The sequence below is a fragment of the Plantactinospora veratri genome (genome assembly GCF_036421995.1).
GTDB classification, from domain to species: Bacteria; Actinomycetota; Actinomycetes; order Mycobacteriales; family Micromonosporaceae; genus Plantactinospora; species Plantactinospora veratri.
The window spans coordinates 268,969-284,547 of the sequence record NZ_JAZGQL010000014.1 but is presented as its reverse complement, the minus strand read 5'-3'; the positions used below and the strand labels follow the sequence as shown (position 1 = coordinate 284,547).

At 72.2% G+C, this 15,579-nt stretch carries 12 protein-coding genes; 8 read left to right on the top strand and 4 right to left on the bottom strand.

Annotated elements, in window-relative coordinates:
* Positions 1-99: 99 nt before the first annotated feature.
* A complete protein-coding gene (locus V1634_RS20010) occupies positions 100-2,055 on the top strand; it encodes a DUF2264 domain-containing protein (RefSeq protein ID WP_331209405.1) in 1,956 nt (651 codons plus the stop codon).
* Between the two features lie 57 nt (positions 2,056-2,112).
* Entirely contained in the window at positions 2,113-3,180 is a 1,068-nt protein-coding gene (locus V1634_RS20005) for a LacI family DNA-binding transcriptional regulator (RefSeq protein ID WP_331209404.1), read from the top strand.
* Between the two features lie 48 nt (positions 3,181-3,228).
* Here the strand turns inward: V1634_RS20005 and V1634_RS20000 are convergent, their stop codons facing one another.
* From V1634_RS20000 to V1634_RS19990, 3 genes are read right to left on the bottom strand one after another with little or no spacing between them, the layout of a single operon-like run.
* Positions 3,229-4,869: an extracellular solute-binding protein gene (locus V1634_RS20000; RefSeq protein ID WP_331209403.1), complete on the bottom strand. Its 1,641-nt coding sequence runs from the start codon at positions 4,867-4,869 to the stop codon at positions 3,229-3,231.
* Between the two features lie 32 nt (positions 4,870-4,901).
* Positions 4,902-5,801, bottom strand: a complete 900-nt coding sequence (locus V1634_RS19995; RefSeq protein ID WP_331209402.1) for a carbohydrate ABC transporter permease — start codon at positions 5,799-5,801, stop codon at positions 4,902-4,904.
* Positions 5,798-6,781 carry an ABC transporter permease gene (locus V1634_RS19990; protein WP_331209401.1) on the bottom strand — a complete coding sequence of 328 codons (984 nt, stop codon included), beginning with the start codon at positions 6,779-6,781 and terminating at the stop codon, positions 5,798-5,800. The genes V1634_RS19995 and V1634_RS19990 overlap by 4 nt, the downstream gene beginning before the upstream one ends.
* A gap of 162 nt (positions 6,782-6,943) precedes the next feature.
* Between V1634_RS19990 and V1634_RS19985 the strand changes: the two genes are divergently transcribed.
* On the top strand, positions 6,944-7,951 hold the full coding sequence (locus V1634_RS19985; protein WP_331209400.1) for a hydroxyacid dehydrogenase: 1,008 nt from the start codon (positions 6,944-6,946) through the stop codon (positions 7,949-7,951).
* Between the two features lie 107 nt (positions 7,952-8,058).
* Here V1634_RS19985 and V1634_RS19980 read toward each other — a convergent pair whose 3' ends face one another.
* Entirely contained in the window at positions 8,059-8,574 is a 516-nt protein-coding gene (locus V1634_RS19980; protein ID WP_331209399.1) for a MarR family winged helix-turn-helix transcriptional regulator, read from the bottom strand.
* Between the two features lie 293 nt (positions 8,575-8,867).
* Here V1634_RS19980 and V1634_RS19975 point away from each other — a divergent pair, with 293 nt between their 5' ends.
* The 5 genes from V1634_RS19975 to V1634_RS19955 all read left to right on the top strand — a co-directional run bounded on the left by V1634_RS19975 (position 8,868) and on the right by V1634_RS19955 (position 15,568).
* Positions 8,868-10,988, top strand: coding sequence for an acetate--CoA ligase family protein (locus tag V1634_RS19975; protein WP_331209398.1), 2,121 nt, complete (start codon positions 8,868-8,870; stop codon positions 10,986-10,988).
* Entirely contained in the window at positions 10,985-11,815 is an 831-nt protein-coding gene (locus V1634_RS19970; protein WP_331209397.1) for a citryl-CoA lyase, read from the top strand. The genes V1634_RS19975 and V1634_RS19970 overlap by 4 nt, the downstream gene beginning before the upstream one ends.
* Positions 11,808-12,779, top strand: a complete 972-nt coding sequence (locus V1634_RS19965) for an FAS1-like dehydratase domain-containing protein (protein WP_331209396.1) — start codon at positions 11,808-11,810, stop codon at positions 12,777-12,779. The genes V1634_RS19970 and V1634_RS19965 overlap by 8 nt, the downstream gene beginning before the upstream one ends.
* 5 nt (positions 12,780-12,784) lie before the next feature.
* Positions 12,785-14,266 carry an NAD-dependent succinate-semialdehyde dehydrogenase gene (locus V1634_RS19960; RefSeq protein WP_331209395.1) on the top strand — a complete coding sequence of 494 codons (1,482 nt, stop codon included), beginning with the start codon at positions 12,785-12,787 and terminating at the stop codon, positions 14,264-14,266.
* 132 nt (positions 14,267-14,398) lie between these two features.
* Positions 14,399-15,568, top strand: coding sequence for an ABC transporter substrate-binding protein (locus tag V1634_RS19955; RefSeq protein WP_331209394.1), 1,170 nt, complete (start codon positions 14,399-14,401; stop codon positions 15,566-15,568).
* Positions 15,569-15,579 lie beyond the last annotated feature (11 nt).

Below are 15,579 nucleotides of genomic sequence, written 5' to 3'. Positions count from 1 at the left end.
CCGTGCAGGTAACCAGAGAGTTGCATCGATGTCAATGAGATGAGATTGCGGCTAGTCACGCTGGTACACGAAGGTTGATCGTGGTCCGGACGGTGACCTATGCTCCTCCGCATCGGTACAAACGCTTTAACTAACTACCCGGCTGTCGATGGCTGGCTCTCGCCGTACACCGGGTGGACCCGGGCGCACTGGGAGGCCACCGCCGACCGCCTGCTCGACGCGGTGGTGCCCCACGCGGTGCCGGGCTTCTCCCAGGTACGCCTGCCCGGGCGGCCGAGCAGCGCCGGCCTGTCCAGCGACGGCCTGGAGGGGTACGCCCGGACGTTCCTGCTCGCCGCGTTCCGGATCGCCGGTGCCGGCGGTGACGTGCCGGCGGCCCTGGTCGAGCGCTACGCGGACGGCCTCGCCCACGGCACCGACCCCGCACACCGGTACGCGTGGCCGACCCCGGCCGACTGCTCCCAGCAACTCGTGGAGGCGGCCTCGATCGCCCTCGCCCTGCACGAGACCCGGCCGTGGCTCTTCGACCGGCTCGACCCGCCGGTGCGGCAGCGGGTGGTGGACTGGCTGGCCGCCGTCACCGGCAAGCGGACGTGGCAGAGCAACTGGGTGCTCTTCCCGGTGGTGGTCGGGCAGTTCCTGGCCACCGTGGGGGCACCGCACGATCCCGCCGAGATCGACGCCGGGCTGGAGCGGATCGAGCAGTGGTACGTCGGGGACGGCTGGTACACCGACGGTGCCGGGCAGTGCTTCGACTACTACGCGGGCTGGGCTATGCACCTGTACCCGCTGCTGTGGGCCCGGATGTCCGGCGACCGGGAACGCGGCGACCGGTACCGGGAGCGACTGCGCGCCTTCCTGGGGCAGTACCAGCACATGTTCGGCCGGGACGGCGCCCCGGTGCACCAGGGTCGGTCGCTGTGCTACCGGTTCGCCAGCGTCGCGCCGCTCTGGCTCGGCGAGCTGACCGACGCCACCCCGCTGCCGCCCGGCCGCACCCGTCGGATCGCCAGCGGGGTGCTGCGGCACTTCCACGAGCGGGGCGTGCCGGACGAGCGGGGACTGCTCGACCTCGGCTGGTACGAGAGGTTCCTGCCCTGCACCCAGCACTACTCCGGGCCGGCGTCGCCGTACTGGGCCAGCAAGGCCTTCCTCGGCCTGCTGCTGCCCGCCGACCACCCGGTGTGGACGGCCCGGGAGAGCGCGGCGCCGATCGACGAGGCCGACCGGGTCGTCGCGCTGCCCGCACCCGGCTGGCTGCTGCACGCCACCCGGCACGACGGGATCGTGCGGCTGGTCAACCACGGCAGCGACCGGGCCCGGCACCTCGCCGCCGACGGGTTGGAGGACCCGCACTACACCCGGTTCGGATACGCCTCGCACGCCGCCCCCGACACCGGCGAGGAGGCCCGGACCCGGGCGGTGGACGGCCATCTCGCCGTACTCGGGCCGGACGGCACGGTCTCCCGCCGCCGCCGCATCGAACCGATCGCCGTACACGACCGGTTCGCCGCCTCGGCCTACTCGGACGAACTGCCGGCCGGCCAGGTACGGGTGCAGACGGCATCGGTGGTGCGCGGGCCGTGGGAGCTGCGGGTGCACCGGGTGACCGCCCCACCGGGCTGTCAGGTGCGCGAGGGCGGGTACGCGCTGGCCGGCACCCGCCCGCCGAGCGTCGACACCGGGCCCGGCTGGGCTGCGGTGCGGCGGCCGGACGGACTGGCCAGTGTGCTGATCGGCCGGCACGGGCTGCGGGACGCCGCCGTGGCCCGCGCCCTGGACGCGAACGCGTACGGGGTCTTCTCCGCCACCCCGTACCTGACCGCGCCGGCCCATCCCGGCGGTAGCGCGGTCTACGTCTGCCTGGTCGCACTGACCGGTGACCGCGTCGACCCGACCGCGGTCGCCGAGTCGGTCACCGTGCTGGTCGACGGTGACCGGGTGGTGGTGACGTTCCCGGACGGCGAGCGCGTCGAGCTGACCCTCGGCGCCCAGGCTGGGTACGCCCGCTTTCCGGCCGGCGGTGGCGCGCCCGTGCGATGGCCCGCGGGTTGACACGGCGACCTGTTTCTGTAACCGTTTTCCGGAAACACTTGCCCGGGATGGAGGACGATGGCGCGGCGGACGGCTGAACCTGCGGGTGGGCGGCGGCGGTCCACGATCCGCGAGGTCGCCGACCGGGCCGGCGTCTCGGTGGCGACCGTCTCCCGGATCCTCAGCGGCAGTTACCCGGCCGCCCCGGCCACCCGAGCGCGGGTCATGCGCGCGGTCAAGGAACTGGACTACGTGGCCAACGCGCACGCCCGGGCCCTGGCCGGCACGCCCAGCAAGAGCGTCGCCATCGTGCTCAACTCGGTGATCTCACCGCACTACGCGCACGTCGCGCAGGGGGTGGAGACCCAGACCGCCGCCGAGGGCCGGCTCTGCCTGATCGGCACCACCGGTGGCGACCCGGAGCGCGAGCTGGCGATGGTGAAGTTCATGCGGGAGCAGCACGCCGAGGCGGTGATCCTGGTCGGCAACGTGGTGGCCGACGAGAAGTACCGCGAGCGGATGAGCCAGTACGCGCACGCCCTGGCCGCGATCGGTTCCCGGCTGGTGCTGTGCGGCCGGCCGCCGCTCGGCCCGGACGTCCCCGCCGTGGTGGTGGAGTACGACAACGCCGGTGGTGCCTTCGCGGCCACCAGCCATCTGCTCTCCGCCGGGCACGAGCGGATCCTCTTCGTCGGCCGCCGTCCCGGCTACACCACGGCCGACGGGCGGTTGGCCGGTTATCGGCGGGCGCTGGACGCGCACCGGGTGCCGCACGACCCGGCGCTGGAGGTCGAGGGCACGATGGAGTGGCACGAGGGGTACCGGATGATGAAGGAGCGGCTGGTCGCCGGCCCGCCGGACTTCACCGCCGTCTTCTGCGTCAACGACCTCCTTGCCGGCGGTGCCCACAAGGCGCTGGCCGAGCACGGGCTGCGGGTGCCCGAGGACGTGTCGATGGTCGGCTTCGACGACCTGCCACCCTCGCTCGACCTCGGCCTGACCACCGTGCACCTGCCGCACGAGGAGGTGGGGCGCACCGCCGTGCGACTCGCGCTGGAGCACGAGGCGCGCGGCGGCACCCCGCCGCACGTCACCCTGGGCACGCACCTGGTCGTGCGCGACTCGGTCCGCCCCCGCTTCCGGTGACCCTCCCGCTGCCGGGGACGCGGCCGGCCGCCGCAACGCCAGCGGCGCTCACTTCGCCGCCGCGTACTCGACGGCGAGTTCCTCCGCGACCCGGTCGCCGCCGGCCTGGCGCCACTGGCTGACCGCATCCTTCCAGGTGGTGGCCGCCCGGCGACCGAACACGATCGCCGAGACGGCGTCGCCGGCGATCCGGCTCAGCTCGGCGCCCTTGCTGCTGGCGGTCGCCGAGCGCAGCCCCACCTCCGGGTTGGCGACGCTCTTCGGCAGGACCGCCTTCTCCCACTCGTGGGCGGCCCGGGCCGCCTCGGGAAAGCCGGGGAGGTACAGCACGGAGGGCGCGACCCCCAGGTACTTGACCGGCAGGTTGGTGCTGTTCTCCACCTTGTACAGCTCGGTCGTCCTGATCCCGTCGGCATCCTTGGTGTGGTGCACCCCCTCGACGCCGTAGTTGGCCAGCTCGAACTCGGCGGTGCCGAAGGGGGCGCTGAGGTAGTCGCTGATCCGCAGCAGCATCCGCACCCGGTCGGTGCTCGCCTTCTTGAAGGCGACGTAGCCGAAGAGGCTGTTGCCGCGCCACGGCGTCGGGGCCGGCCCGTACGGCCGGCCGAGGTCGAACTCGAACCGACGGTCGATCTTGGAAATGTTCGACAGCGCGACGGTGCCGAACCCGTCGGTGATCGACACCACCGTGCCGTTGTACCAGAACGTCTGTAGGTCGGTGGCGCTGAGCGTCAGGGTGTCCGGATGGTACGCGCCGGCCTCGGCGAGGCGCCGCATGACGCCGAGCGCCTCCTCGAACTGCGGGGTGGTCAGCGTACTGACGAACTTTCCGTCCTCCACCCGCCAACCGTTGGGCGCGCCCAACGACCCGGCGTGGTAGGTGACCGCGCCGAGGCCGCCGAAGAGGGACTTGGAGCCGGCGATGCCCCACCGCCGGCCGCCGGTGACCTTCCTCGTCGCGGCGACGTACCCCTCGACGTCCCAGTCCTTCGGCACGCCGGCCTGGTTCAGCGCGGTGCGGTTGACGAAGAGGCTGTTGCCGGGGACGGGCCGCTCCAGCGGAACGCCGTAGATCCGGCCGTTGATCCGGCCCATGCCCTGCCAGGTGCGGGTCGGGATGTTGGCCAGGTTGGGGTAGTCCTTGACCGCGTCGCCGCCGACCAGGTCGGACAGGTCGGCGCACCGGGCCTGGATGAACTCCGCGGCGCGGGGCAGGGCGAGGTTGGTGAACATGATGATGTCCGGCAGGTCGTCGCCGGAGGCCATCAGGGTGGTCATCTTCTGGCCGTACTCGGCGTCGGGTACGACCACGACCCTGAGGTTGACGTTGAGCGCCTTGTTGATCGCCTGCCAGTACCGGTTCGCCTCCACCGGCTTGGGCGGTGCGCCGTACGTGATGACCATCGCGGTGACCTCGGAGCCGTCCCCGACGGTGTCGGCGACCGACCGGACCACCTGCTTCGGGTAGTTCAGGTACAGCGGCTGCACGCCGGACTCGTCACCGGGCGCGTCCGGCGGCGGTCCGGCGAACGGCAGGTAGCTGGGCCAGGGCACGAGGTCCTTGCCGGCGTTGCCGACGTCGCCGCCGGAGCCGTCGCCGCAGCCGGCGAGCAGCGGCCCGGCGGTACCGGCGAGCGCGCCGACGCCGGCCAGTTTCAGCACCGACCGCCGGGTGGCGTGAACAGTCATGGCGTCCGTCCTCTCAGGAGGGAGGGTGGAGATCAGGCCTTGAGGGCTCCGGTGAGTACGCCCTTGACGAAGTAGCGCTGTAGGAACGGGTAGACGAAGACGATCGGCGCGGTGGCGAGTACGACCACGGCCATCTGGGTCGACTGCGGCGCGGCGACCGCGGAGGCTTCGCCGGTGATGTCGGCCCCGCTGGTGACGTACTGCCGCAGGACCGTGCCGATCGGCCACTTCGACTGGTCGTTGAAATAGATGATGGCCTCGAAGAAGCGGTTCCAGTACGCGACCGCGTAGAAGAGCCCGACGACCGCGAGCACCGCCTTGGACAGCGGCAGCACCACCCGCCACAGCACCGCCCAGTCGCCGGCACCGTCGATCCGGGCCGCCTCCAGCAGCTCGGCCGGGATCGACTGGAAGAAGCCCCGCATCACCACGAGGTTGAAGACGTTGACCAGAAACGGCAGGACCAGCGCCGCGTACTGGTCGAACAGCCCGGTGGTGCGCACCACCAGGAACAGCGGGATCATGCCGGGCGGGAACAGGAACGTGAAGAGCACCAGCAGCAGCACCGGCCGGCCGCCGTAGAGGCCGGGGCGGCTCAGCGCGTAGGCGAGGAAGACCGTGCAGGCCAGGCTCAGTGCCGTGCCGACCACGGTGACGCCCGCGCTGACCAGCAGCGCCCGCGTCACGATGCCGCCGTCGAGAATTTCCACGTACGCGTCGAAGCTGACCCGCCGTGGCCACACCACCCAGCCGCCGTTCGCGATCACGTCCTGTGGCGCGGCCAGGCTGGTGGCCAGCACGGTCCACATCGGAAAGAGTACGAGCAGCACGACGAAGGCCAGCGCGGCCGCCTTGGCGATCCGGATCCCCGGTCCCGGCCTGCCCTGCCAGGCGGGGTAGCTCGGCCGGCTCTGCCGGACCACGGTCCTCATCGGTGGTACACCCCCTGCTCGCCGAGCCGGTGCGCGACCTTGTTCGCGGTGTAGACCAGGGCCACCCCGATGACGCCCTTGAACAGCCCGGCGGCGGCCGCGTACCCGAACTCGCCGTTGGCGAAGCCGGTGAAGTAGACGAACGTGTCGAGTACCTCGCCGGCCTCCGGGCCGACCGCCTGGCGCTGTAGGAAGAACTGCTCGAAGCCGACGTCGAGGAACTCGCCGAGCCGCAGTACCAGCAGCAGCACCAGCACCGGGCGGATGCCGGGCAGCGTCACGTGCCACAGCCGCCGCCACCAGCCGGCACCGTCGAGAGCCGACGCCTCGTACTGCTGCTCGTCCACCTGGGACAGTGCGGCCAGGAAGATGATGGTGGCCCAGCCGCACTCCTTCCAGATCAGCTGCGCGACGACCAGCGGCCGGTAGCTGTCCGGGTTGCCCATCACGTGTACCGAGCCCAGGCCGAGTTCGGCCAACCATCCGTTGAGCACGCCCGCGCCGCCGAGCATGTGCTGGAAGAGGGCCAGGACGATCACCCAGGAGAGGAAGTGCGGCAGGTAGACGACGCTCTGCACGAACCGCTTGACGGTACTGCCCACCAGGCTGTGCAGCAGCAGGGCCAGGGCGAGCGGGGCGGGGAAGAAGAAGACGAGCTGGAGTGTGGCGATCACCAGCGTGTTGCGTACCGCGTTCCAGAACCCGGGGTCGCCGAGCATCTGCCGGAGGTTGTCCGTCCCGACCCACTCACTGCCGGCCAGTCCCAGGAACGGCACGTAGTCGACGAAGGCGAGGGTGTTGCCGAACAGCGCGCCGTAGTGGAAGACCAGGAAGTAGGCCACACCCGGCGCCATGAGGAGCAGGAGGACCAGATCGCGCCGGATCCGCTGGCGGTGGCCGAGCCGGCGCCGGGCGCCGGTGACGGTGGAGCCCTCGGAAGCCCGGATCTCCGACGGCCGCCTGGTATCGGTGGCACTCACCCGGCGGCCTCCCATCATCACGATCGTCATGTGACCGAAACAAGGTGGCACGAAGATAAAGCGTTTACCTAGGCTAGTCAACCCATAGACCTCGTGCCCTATGTCTGCCTAGGCTCCCGTTTGGGTAACCGTTTACACAACTGCCAGTTCAGGAGACGATCCGTGCCGGACCGCCCCGCCGCCGCCCTCGCCATGCAGACCTGGGCGCTGCCCGCCCTCTTCCCCGCGGATCTGCTACAGCGGCTGCGGACGCTGGTCCGACTGGCACCGGACGCGGCCCTCACCTCGTTCGACAGCCCGGCGGCCCGGGCCGCGCTCGGCGAGGTCGAGGTGCTGGTCACCGGGTGGGGCTGCCCGCCGATCGACGAGCGGGTGCTCGCGGTCACGCCCCGGCTGCGCGCCGTCGTGCACGCCGCCGGCTCGGTGAAGCGGCACGTCACCCCGGCCGTCTTCGCGCGCGGCATCGCCGTCTCCTCGGCCGCGCAGGCCAACGCCGTACCGGTCGCCGAGTACACCGTGGCGGCCGTCGTCTTCGCCGGCAAGCGGGCCCTCGTCCGGGCCCACTGGTACGCCCGCGACCGGGCCGGCGGCGACTGGCGTTCCGGCACCGGCACCGGCCTGTACGGACGGACGGTCGGGGTGATCGGCGCGTCCCGGATCGGCCGGCTCGTCCTGGAGCGACTGCGCGCCTTCGACGTCCGACCGCTGCTCGCCGACCCGCACCTGAGCACGGCCGAGGCGCGACAGTTCGGCGCCGAACTCGTCGACACCGACGAACTGTGCCGCCGCAGCGACGTGGTCAGCATCCACGCGCCCGAACTGCCGGAGACCCGTCACCTGCTCGACTCCCGGCGACTGGCCCTGCTGCCGGACGGTGCCACCGTGGTCAACACCGCCCGTGGCTCGCTTGTGGACACGGTCGCTCTCACCGAGCAGTGCCGCAGCGGCCGGATCGACGCCGTGCTCGACGTCACCGAACCGGAGCCGCTACCGGCGGACCACCCGCTGCTGCGGCTGCCGAACGTCCTGGTCACGCCCCACCTGGCCGGCTCGCAGGGGCACGAGCTGAGGCGGCTCGGCGAACACGCGGTGGCCGAGGTGGCCCGGCTGACCAACGGCCAACCGCTGGCGGGGCGGGTACGAGGTCGCGACCTGGACCGGATCGCCTGAGCTACGCCTGCCGCGCGTCTCCGGTCCGGCGCGGCCGCCCCGCCGTCCGGCCCGCCGGTCGTCTCACGCGTCCTGGGCGGGCCCGGCGCCCGGGGCGACCGACGGGATCAGCGGGCGATCTCCGCCGCCGTGCCGGGCTCACAGTCCGGCCCGGCCCGTTCCATGCCGATGGCGAGGTTCGCGAGCTTCTCCAGTGCGCTGTTGAGATGGACGATCTCGTCCTCGGTGAGGGCGGAGAGGAAGGCGGTGTTCCGGGCCCGCGCCGCCGCGATCAGACCCCGGTAGGTGCGCAGGCCGGCCGGCGTCAGCGAAATCGGTGAACTGTTGCCGGGGCCGCTGGAACGGACGACGAAACCGCGGTCGGCGAGCTTGGTGACGATGCGGCTCATTTGAGCGGGGTCGATGCCGGCGAGTCTGGCAATGCGATTCGTGGTGCTCGCCACCCCGCCGCCGAGCAGCGCCAGTGCCCGCCATTCACCGAGGCTGACATCGAATTCCCGGCGGAAGAGCAGGGCCGCGCTGCGCTCGAATGCGTTGACCACCCGGTGCAGCCGAAATGAGAGCAGTTCGGTTATCACCAGATCTGTCGCCAGCGTCTCCCCGCCTGCGGTCGCGTCCACCATGCGGGCAAGTTTGCCATGCCGGACCCGGACCATCCCGGGTCGGCCGTACCGGGCGGTGCCGGTCACGGTCGGGCGTCCGGTCGATCTTCCCGGGCCCGGCGCGCGCAGCCGTGTCGATGTCCGGGCACCGGGCGTGTTCCGCGCCGTCGTCGGGGGCCGTCGTGCCGACGACCGACCTGCCGCGAGACTGTTGACATTCACAACACCCGGTGCACATACTCTGCGATCATCACCACCGGCCCTGGCCCCGTTCGTCCTGGCTGCGGGCGGTCGGCCCCTGGAACGGAGAATCCATGCAGACTCCGCGGTACGAGTCGATCCGCTATCTGTTGCGGCCGTCGAGCATCGCTGTCGTCGGCGCGTCCGACCGTCCCGACCGGATCGGCGGCCGCCCCCTGCGTATCCTCGCCGACCGTGGCTACCGCGGGTCGATCTACCCGGTCAACCCCAAGTACGAGTCGGTGCAGGGCATCCGCTGCTATCCGGACATCGCCTCGCTGCCGGCGGATGTCGAGCTGTTCGTCATCTGCATTCCGGCGGAGGCGGCGGTTGCCGCGCTGGAAGCGGCGGCCGAGCGCGGGGCGCGGGCGGCCGTGGTGTTCGGCGGCGGATTCGCCGAGACCGGCGCCGACGGAAAGGCGCTCCAGGATCGGCTGTCCCGCATCGCCGAATCCGCCGGAATCGCGCTCGCCGGACCGAACAGTCTGGGGCTCGCCTCGTTCGCGCACCGCTCCTTCGCGACGTTCGCGACGACCCTGGAAACCATGCCGGCGATCGAGGCGGGCGGGTTGGCCCTCGTCTCGCAGAGCGGCGGCACCGCCTTCAACCTGCTGACCGAGGCGTACTGGGCGGGCGGTCGCTTCTCACACGTCATCGCCACCGGCAACGAGGCGGGCGTGACGTTCCCCGACTACCTCCGCTACCTCGCCACCGACCCGGCCACCTCGGCCGTGCTCGGCTACGTCGAGGGCGTGGCGGACGGTGACCAGCTGGCGGTCGCGCTCGGCGAGTTGCAGTCCGCGGGCAAGCCGGTCTTCCTGCTGAAGTCCGGAGCGTCCGAGCGGGGAAGCCGGTCGGTGGCCTCGCACACCGCCCAGTTCTCCGGTGTGGACAGCGCCTTCGACGCCGTCTTCGACCGGTTCGGCGCGGTCCGGCTGCGGAGCATGGACGACGCCGTCGACGTCGCCCGTGCCCTGACCATCGAGACGCCGGTCGACGGGCTGGCGGTGGCGACCAACTCCGGCGGCGCGGCGGCATACCTGTCGGACGCCTGCGACCGGTACGGCGTACCGCTGACGGACCTCGCCGACGAGACGATGCGGGACCTGCGGGCGGCGCTGCCGGCCTTCGCCGGACTGACGAACCCGATCGACTTCACCGCCCAGGTGATCAACGACGTCGACCTGATGGCGAACACCCTGCGGATCCTCGACCGCGACCCCTCGGTCGACACGCTGCTGGTCTTCCTCGGCAGCATGGAGTACCTCGGCGAGAAGCTGATCGACATCCTCGTCCGGACGCGTGCCGAACTGCGCAGTCCGCTGGTGCTCACCTGGCTCGGCGTCAGCGACCGGATCCGCCTCGCGGCCGCCCAGGCCGGCCTGGTGGTCGGCGCCGACCCGGCCCGGGCACTGCGCGGGATGGGACTCGTCCGCGCCGGTCGACAGGGCCAGCGGCAGGCACCCGGCCGGTCCGGTCCGGCGACGACGGTCGACCTCGGCGGGACGCTGCGGGACGATCTGCCGTGGCTCGGGGACGGGCAGCGGCACGGCCTCGACGAGGCGCGCACGATGGAGCTGCTGGACCGGCTGGGCGTACGCACACCGCGCCGGGTCGGGGTCGGCACCGTGGCGGAGGCGCTCACCGCGGCCGACGAGGTCGGGTACCCGTGCGTGCTCAAGCTCGTCGAGCCCTTCCTGGCGCACCGCGCCCGGCAGGGAGCGGTCGAGGTCGGGCTCGACGGCCCGGACCGGCTCGCGGCGGCGTACGAGCGGATGACCGGGCAGTTCGGCATGACCAGGGCACTCGTCGTCGAGCAGGTTCCGGCCGGGCCGGAGCTGATCGTCGGGGTGCTGTCCGATGCGACGTTCGGCAGCCGCGCCGTGCTCGGCAGCGGCGGGATCTGGGCGAACGAGATCGACGACGTACGGACCCTGGTGCCGCCGTACGACCCGGCGTACGTCGAACACGAGCTGCGGCGGCTCAAGCTCTCGGCACAGTTCGAGACGCGGGCGCCGGCCGGCGTGCCGGGGCTGGCCGAGCAGCTCGCCGCCGTACTGGCCCGGCTCGACGCCGTCGTGCGGGACGGCACGGCCGGGATCGGCGAGATCGAGTGCAACCCGATCCGGGTGGTCGACGGCGGGACCGTGGTGCTCGACGCGCTGGCCTTCACCGCCAGTGGGGCCGGCCGATGAGCGAGGCGACCTCCGAACCGGCGCTGCGCCGCCCGGATCTCGGGATCTCCACCAACGTCGGGCACGCGAACGCGCAGCGGATCGAACTGCGCCGGTACGACCTGGTCGAGGAGCTGATCGGGCACACCTCGTACACCGAGACCCTGCTGCTCAGCGTGACCGGCCGGCGCCCCTCGGCCGCGCAGATCCGCGCGGTCGACGCCGTGCTGGTCAGCCTGGTCGACCACGGGATGCAGCCGAGCGCGCTGGCCGCCCGGCTGACCTACTCGGCGGCGCCGGACGCGCTCCAGGGCGCGCTGGCCGCCGGTGTGCTCGGCGCCGGCAGCTCGCTGCTCGGCTCGATGGAGCAGGCCGGCAAGCTGCTGGCCGACATCGGCGCGCGGGTGCGGGCCGGCACCGGCCCCCGGGTCGCGGCCGAGCACGCGGTCGGCCGGATCCTCGACGACGGCCGGCGGGTACCCGGCTTCGGGCACGGGCTGCACCGGACCGGCGACCCCCGGGCGATCCGGCTGCTACAGGTCGCGACCGAGCTGGACGTCGCGACCGAGGAGACCGGCTGGCTCGCCGCGGTCGGCGCCGCGATCGAGGAACGGGCCGGGCGCCGGCTCGTGGTGAACGCCACCGGCGCGGCGGCGGCGATCCTGCTCGGTGCCGGCGTCCCGTGGCACCTGCACCGGGGGGTGGCGATCGTCAGCCGTACCGCCGGGCTGCTCGCACACATCAACGAGGAACTCGACCGGCCGATCGCCCCGCAGGTACGCAGCGCGCTGCGCGAGGCGAGCTGGCTGGACGAGGAGCGCGGCCCGGCGGGAGGCCCCGATGCGTGACCCGGCCACGATCGTCGGCAACAGCACCGGCTGGGCGCCGTTCGTCTGCGAGCGCTGGCGGGCCGAGCGGGTCCGGGAGGTCTCCGGGCTCGCCCAGCACCCCTACCTGCCGGCCGACGGCCAGGCGGAACTGGTGCCACCGTCCTTCCTGAGCGCGCAGTACGTCGACGCCTTCGCCCTGGGCATCCCCGACGCGCCCGCCCGGCTCAACGGCGGCAACGCGTGCCGGTGGCTGGCGGACGTCCGGGTCGGCGACGCACTCGAACGCAGCTCCACCGTGATCGACGCCGAGACCAAGCACGGCCGGACCGGCCGGCTGGAGCTGTACACCATCGAGACCCTGTACCGCCGGGCCGGCTCCCGGGCCGAGGCGGCGAGGCTGCGGTACACCGCGATCCGGCGGTACCCGGAGTCGCCGGCAGGACCGCCGGCACCGTCGACGGCGACCGGGGCGCGGTCGGCCGCGGCCGGCCGGCCGACCGGAACGGAGCTGCCCGAGGACGCGGTCCGGGTCTTCTCCACCACCGTCTCCAGCCGGGACGTCGTCCGGTACGCGGTCGCCACCGACGACCTCTACGAGGCGCACTACGACGAGTCCTTCGCGCGGGCCAGCGGGCTGCCCGGAACCATCGTGCACGGCCTGTTGAAGATGGCCTGGCTGGCCCGGGGCGCGCTGGAGTACGGCGGCACCGGCAGCGTGCTGCGGGAGCTGTCGGCGTCGTACCGCGGGATGGACCTGGTCGGCGCGGACTTCACGGTCTGGGTCGGGCCCGACCCGGCCGGTGGTGGCGACGGCGGCACGAGGCTCCGGCTGTACGGCCAGTCCCAGGGTGGCCCGCTCTCCACCGTCGGCACCGCCCTGCTCGAACCGGCGCCGGCCGCGTCGTCGGCATCCGCCGCGCTCCGGCCGGACCCGGACCGCGTCCGTACGCAGACCCGATCCCAAACACAGGAAGAGGAGTGAGTGTCGTGGCTCAGCCCGTCACCGCGGAATTCGACGCCGGTCTGCTGCCCGGCGAGCCCGGCCGGACCCTGCTGATCGCCGGGAAGTGGACGACCGCCGAAACCACCTTCGACGTACTCGACCCGGCGACGCTCGACGTCGTCGGACGCGCCGCCGACGCCGGCGAAGCGGAGGCACGAGCCGCGGTCGACGCGGCGGTGGGCGCGTACCACGCCTGGCGTGCCGAGGCGGCCGAGGCCCGGGCCGGGCGACTGCGGGCCGCCGTGCAGGCGATCCGCGCACATGCCGAGGGGCTCGCCCGGCTGCTCTCGGTCGAGAACGGCAAGCCGTACGCCGAGGCGCACGGCGAGATCCTCCGGGGCGCCGCCATGCTGGAGTGGGGGGTCGAGGAGGGCCGCCGGGCGTACGGCCGGATCACCCCGTCCTCGGCGCACGGCCCCGGCGTCGTCCTCACCTCTCCGGTCGGCCCGGCGCTGCTGGTCACGCCCTGGAACTTCCCGGCGAGCATGCTGATGCGAAAGATCGGTCTGTCGCTCTCGGTCGGCTCGCCGGTGGTCGCCAAGCCGGCCGAGCAGACCCCGCTGATCGCGGTCGCGGTGACCAGGCTGATCAACGAGCAGCTTCCGCCCGGCGTGCTCAACGTCCTCACCACCTCGCGGCCGGCCGAGGTCGTCAACGCGGTCATGGACGATCCCCGGATCCGCAAGGTGAGCTTCACCGGCTCCACCGAGGTCGGGCTGAGCCTGGCCCGCCGGCCAGGTGCCGTGCTGCGGCGCGTCTCGCTGGAGATGGGCGGTCACTCGCCGGCCATCGTCTTCCCCGACGCGGATCTGGACAGCACGGTCGACAACCTCATGTTCGCGAAGTTCCCCAACGCGGGCCAGAGCTGCATCTCGATCAACCGGCTCTTCGTGCACCGGTCCCTGCTGGCCGAACTGACCGGCCGGCTCGCCGAGCGGATCGGCGCGCTGCGTCTCGGGCGCGGGCTGGACGCCGGGGTGACGACCGGTCCGCTGATCGACTTCGCCGGCCTGGCCAAGGTCGAGCGGCACGTCGAGGACGCCGTCGCGAAGGGGGCCACCGTGCTGTCCGGCGGCGGGCGTTGGATCCCGGACGACCCCCGGCTCAGGGGTGCCTTCCACGAGCCGACCCTGCTGACCGACGTGCACGAGGGGATGCAGATCGCCCACGAGGAGACCTTCGGGCCGGTGCTCCCGGTCTATCCGTTCGACGACGGCGAGGACGTGGTCGCCCGGGCCAACGACACGACGTACGGGCTGGCCGCCTACGTGTTCGGCGCGGACTTCAACCGGCTCTGGGACGCGATGGAGCGGCTCGAGTTCGGCGTCATCGGGGTCAACGACGCCATGCCCAACCGGCCGGAGCTGCCCTTCGGCGGCTTCAAGAACAGCGGCCAGGGTCGGGAGGGCGGGACCGAGGGCATCGAGGACTACGTCGAGACGAAGGCCATCGCGATCAAGCGATGACGGCGTCCGGCTCCTGGGGATGAGCGCCGGCACCGCCGCGCGGTGCCACACCGAATTGCGACATTCCACCACCCCGCCCGGTTCGGGCGCAGAGGCCAGCCGCCACACCGGCCGGCCGGAATAGGAGACCTGATGTTCCACCGCAGGCGACCCCCACGATGGATATCCGCGAGCACACGTACCACCCTGGCCCTCGTCCTCGCCGCCGGGGCCCTCTCGGCCTGCTCACTCGACTCCGGCAGCGTCACCGCCGCCGGTGAGGAGTCGGGGTCCGGCGAGGTACTGGTCGGCGTCGCGCTGCCGTTCTCCGGCGCGGTGTCCCGGACCGGGAACCTGTACCGCAAGGGCATCGAGCTGCGCCTGAAGCAGGCCGAGGAGTCGGGCGAACTCGGCGACATCTCCGTCAAGGTCGACTTCCAGGACGACGCGAACAACCCCAGCGAGGCGGTACCGCTGGTGACCCGCTTCGCCCAGGCCGGCGCGGTCGCGATGTTCGGGGCCCACTCGTCGCCGGTCGCGCTCGCCCAGGCGAACGCCGTCGAGGCGGCCGGGCTGCCCGAGTTCGTCTTCGGTGCCAGCAACTCGATCAAGAATCCGTTCCAGTACCAGGTGAACGCCCGGGACTCGGAGCAGATCCGGAACGTCATCAACTTCGCCGCCCGGAACAACTTCCGCCGGGTCGGCATCTTCACCGACACCGGGGCGTACGGCACCTCGGCCAAGCAGCAGCTCGACGCGATTCTCGGCGAGTCCGACCTGGAGATCGTCGGGTCCGAGACGTTCGAGCCGACCGCCTCGAACCTCGCCCCGCAACTCGTCTCGCTGCGGCGCAAGAACCCCGACTTCGTGGCGATGTTCAGCTTCGGCACCCCGTACGCGGCCGTGGTCAAGGGCAAGGCGGAGATCGGCTGGAACGTGCCGATCGTCGGCAACGTGGCCGCCGGTGACATCGCCGTCGGCGAGATCGCCGGCAAGGACGCCGACGGCCTCTACTTCATGACGCCGCTGGGCGACGAATCCCCGGCCAGCCGGGCCCTCGCCGAGTCCTGGGCGAAGGCGTACCCGGACGACCCGCTGACCTTCGAGGGCGCGACCGCGTACGACGCGATGACGGTGTTGATCCGGGCGTTCAAGCAGGGCGGCACCAGCCGGCAGGCCGTGCAGGAGTGGTTGTCGAAGGCGACCGCGATCGAGGGTCTGGCCTGTGGCAGGTCGCCGTGGAACCTGACCGAGCGGGCGCCGATCAAGGCAGACGACCTCGCGTTCCGGCTCTGGAAGACAGGAGAGACGGTCGCTGTCTGACCGCACCGGAG

Excerpts from the sequence above, each read along its gene's own strand:
- V1634_RS20010 (WP_331209405.1), top strand. The coding sequence starts at position 100 with ATGCTCCTCCGCATCGGTACAAACGCTTTAACTAACTACCCGGCTGTC.
- V1634_RS20005 (WP_331209404.1), top strand. The coding sequence starts at position 2,113 with ATGGCGCGGCGGACGGCTGAACCTGCGGGTGGGCGGCGGCGGTCCACG.
- V1634_RS20000 (WP_331209403.1), bottom strand. The coding sequence starts at position 4,869 with ATGACTGTTCACGCCACCCGGCGGTCGGTGCTGAAACTGGCCGGCGTC.
- V1634_RS19995 (WP_331209402.1), bottom strand. The coding sequence starts at position 5,801 with ATGAGGACCGTGGTCCGGCAGAGCCGGCCGAGCTACCCCGCCTGGCAG.
- V1634_RS19980 (WP_331209399.1), bottom strand. The coding sequence starts at position 8,574 with ATGGTGGACGCGACCGCAGGCGGGGAGACGCTGGCGACAGATCTGGTG.
- V1634_RS19975 (WP_331209398.1), top strand. The coding sequence starts at position 8,868 with ATGCAGACTCCGCGGTACGAGTCGATCCGCTATCTGTTGCGGCCGTCG.
- V1634_RS19970 (WP_331209397.1), top strand. The coding sequence starts at position 10,985 with ATGAGCGAGGCGACCTCCGAACCGGCGCTGCGCCGCCCGGATCTCGGG.
- V1634_RS19965 (WP_331209396.1), top strand. The coding sequence starts at position 11,808 with ATGCGTGACCCGGCCACGATCGTCGGCAACAGCACCGGCTGGGCGCCG.
- V1634_RS19955 (WP_331209394.1), top strand. The coding sequence starts at position 14,399 with ATGTTCCACCGCAGGCGACCCCCACGATGGATATCCGCGAGCACACGT.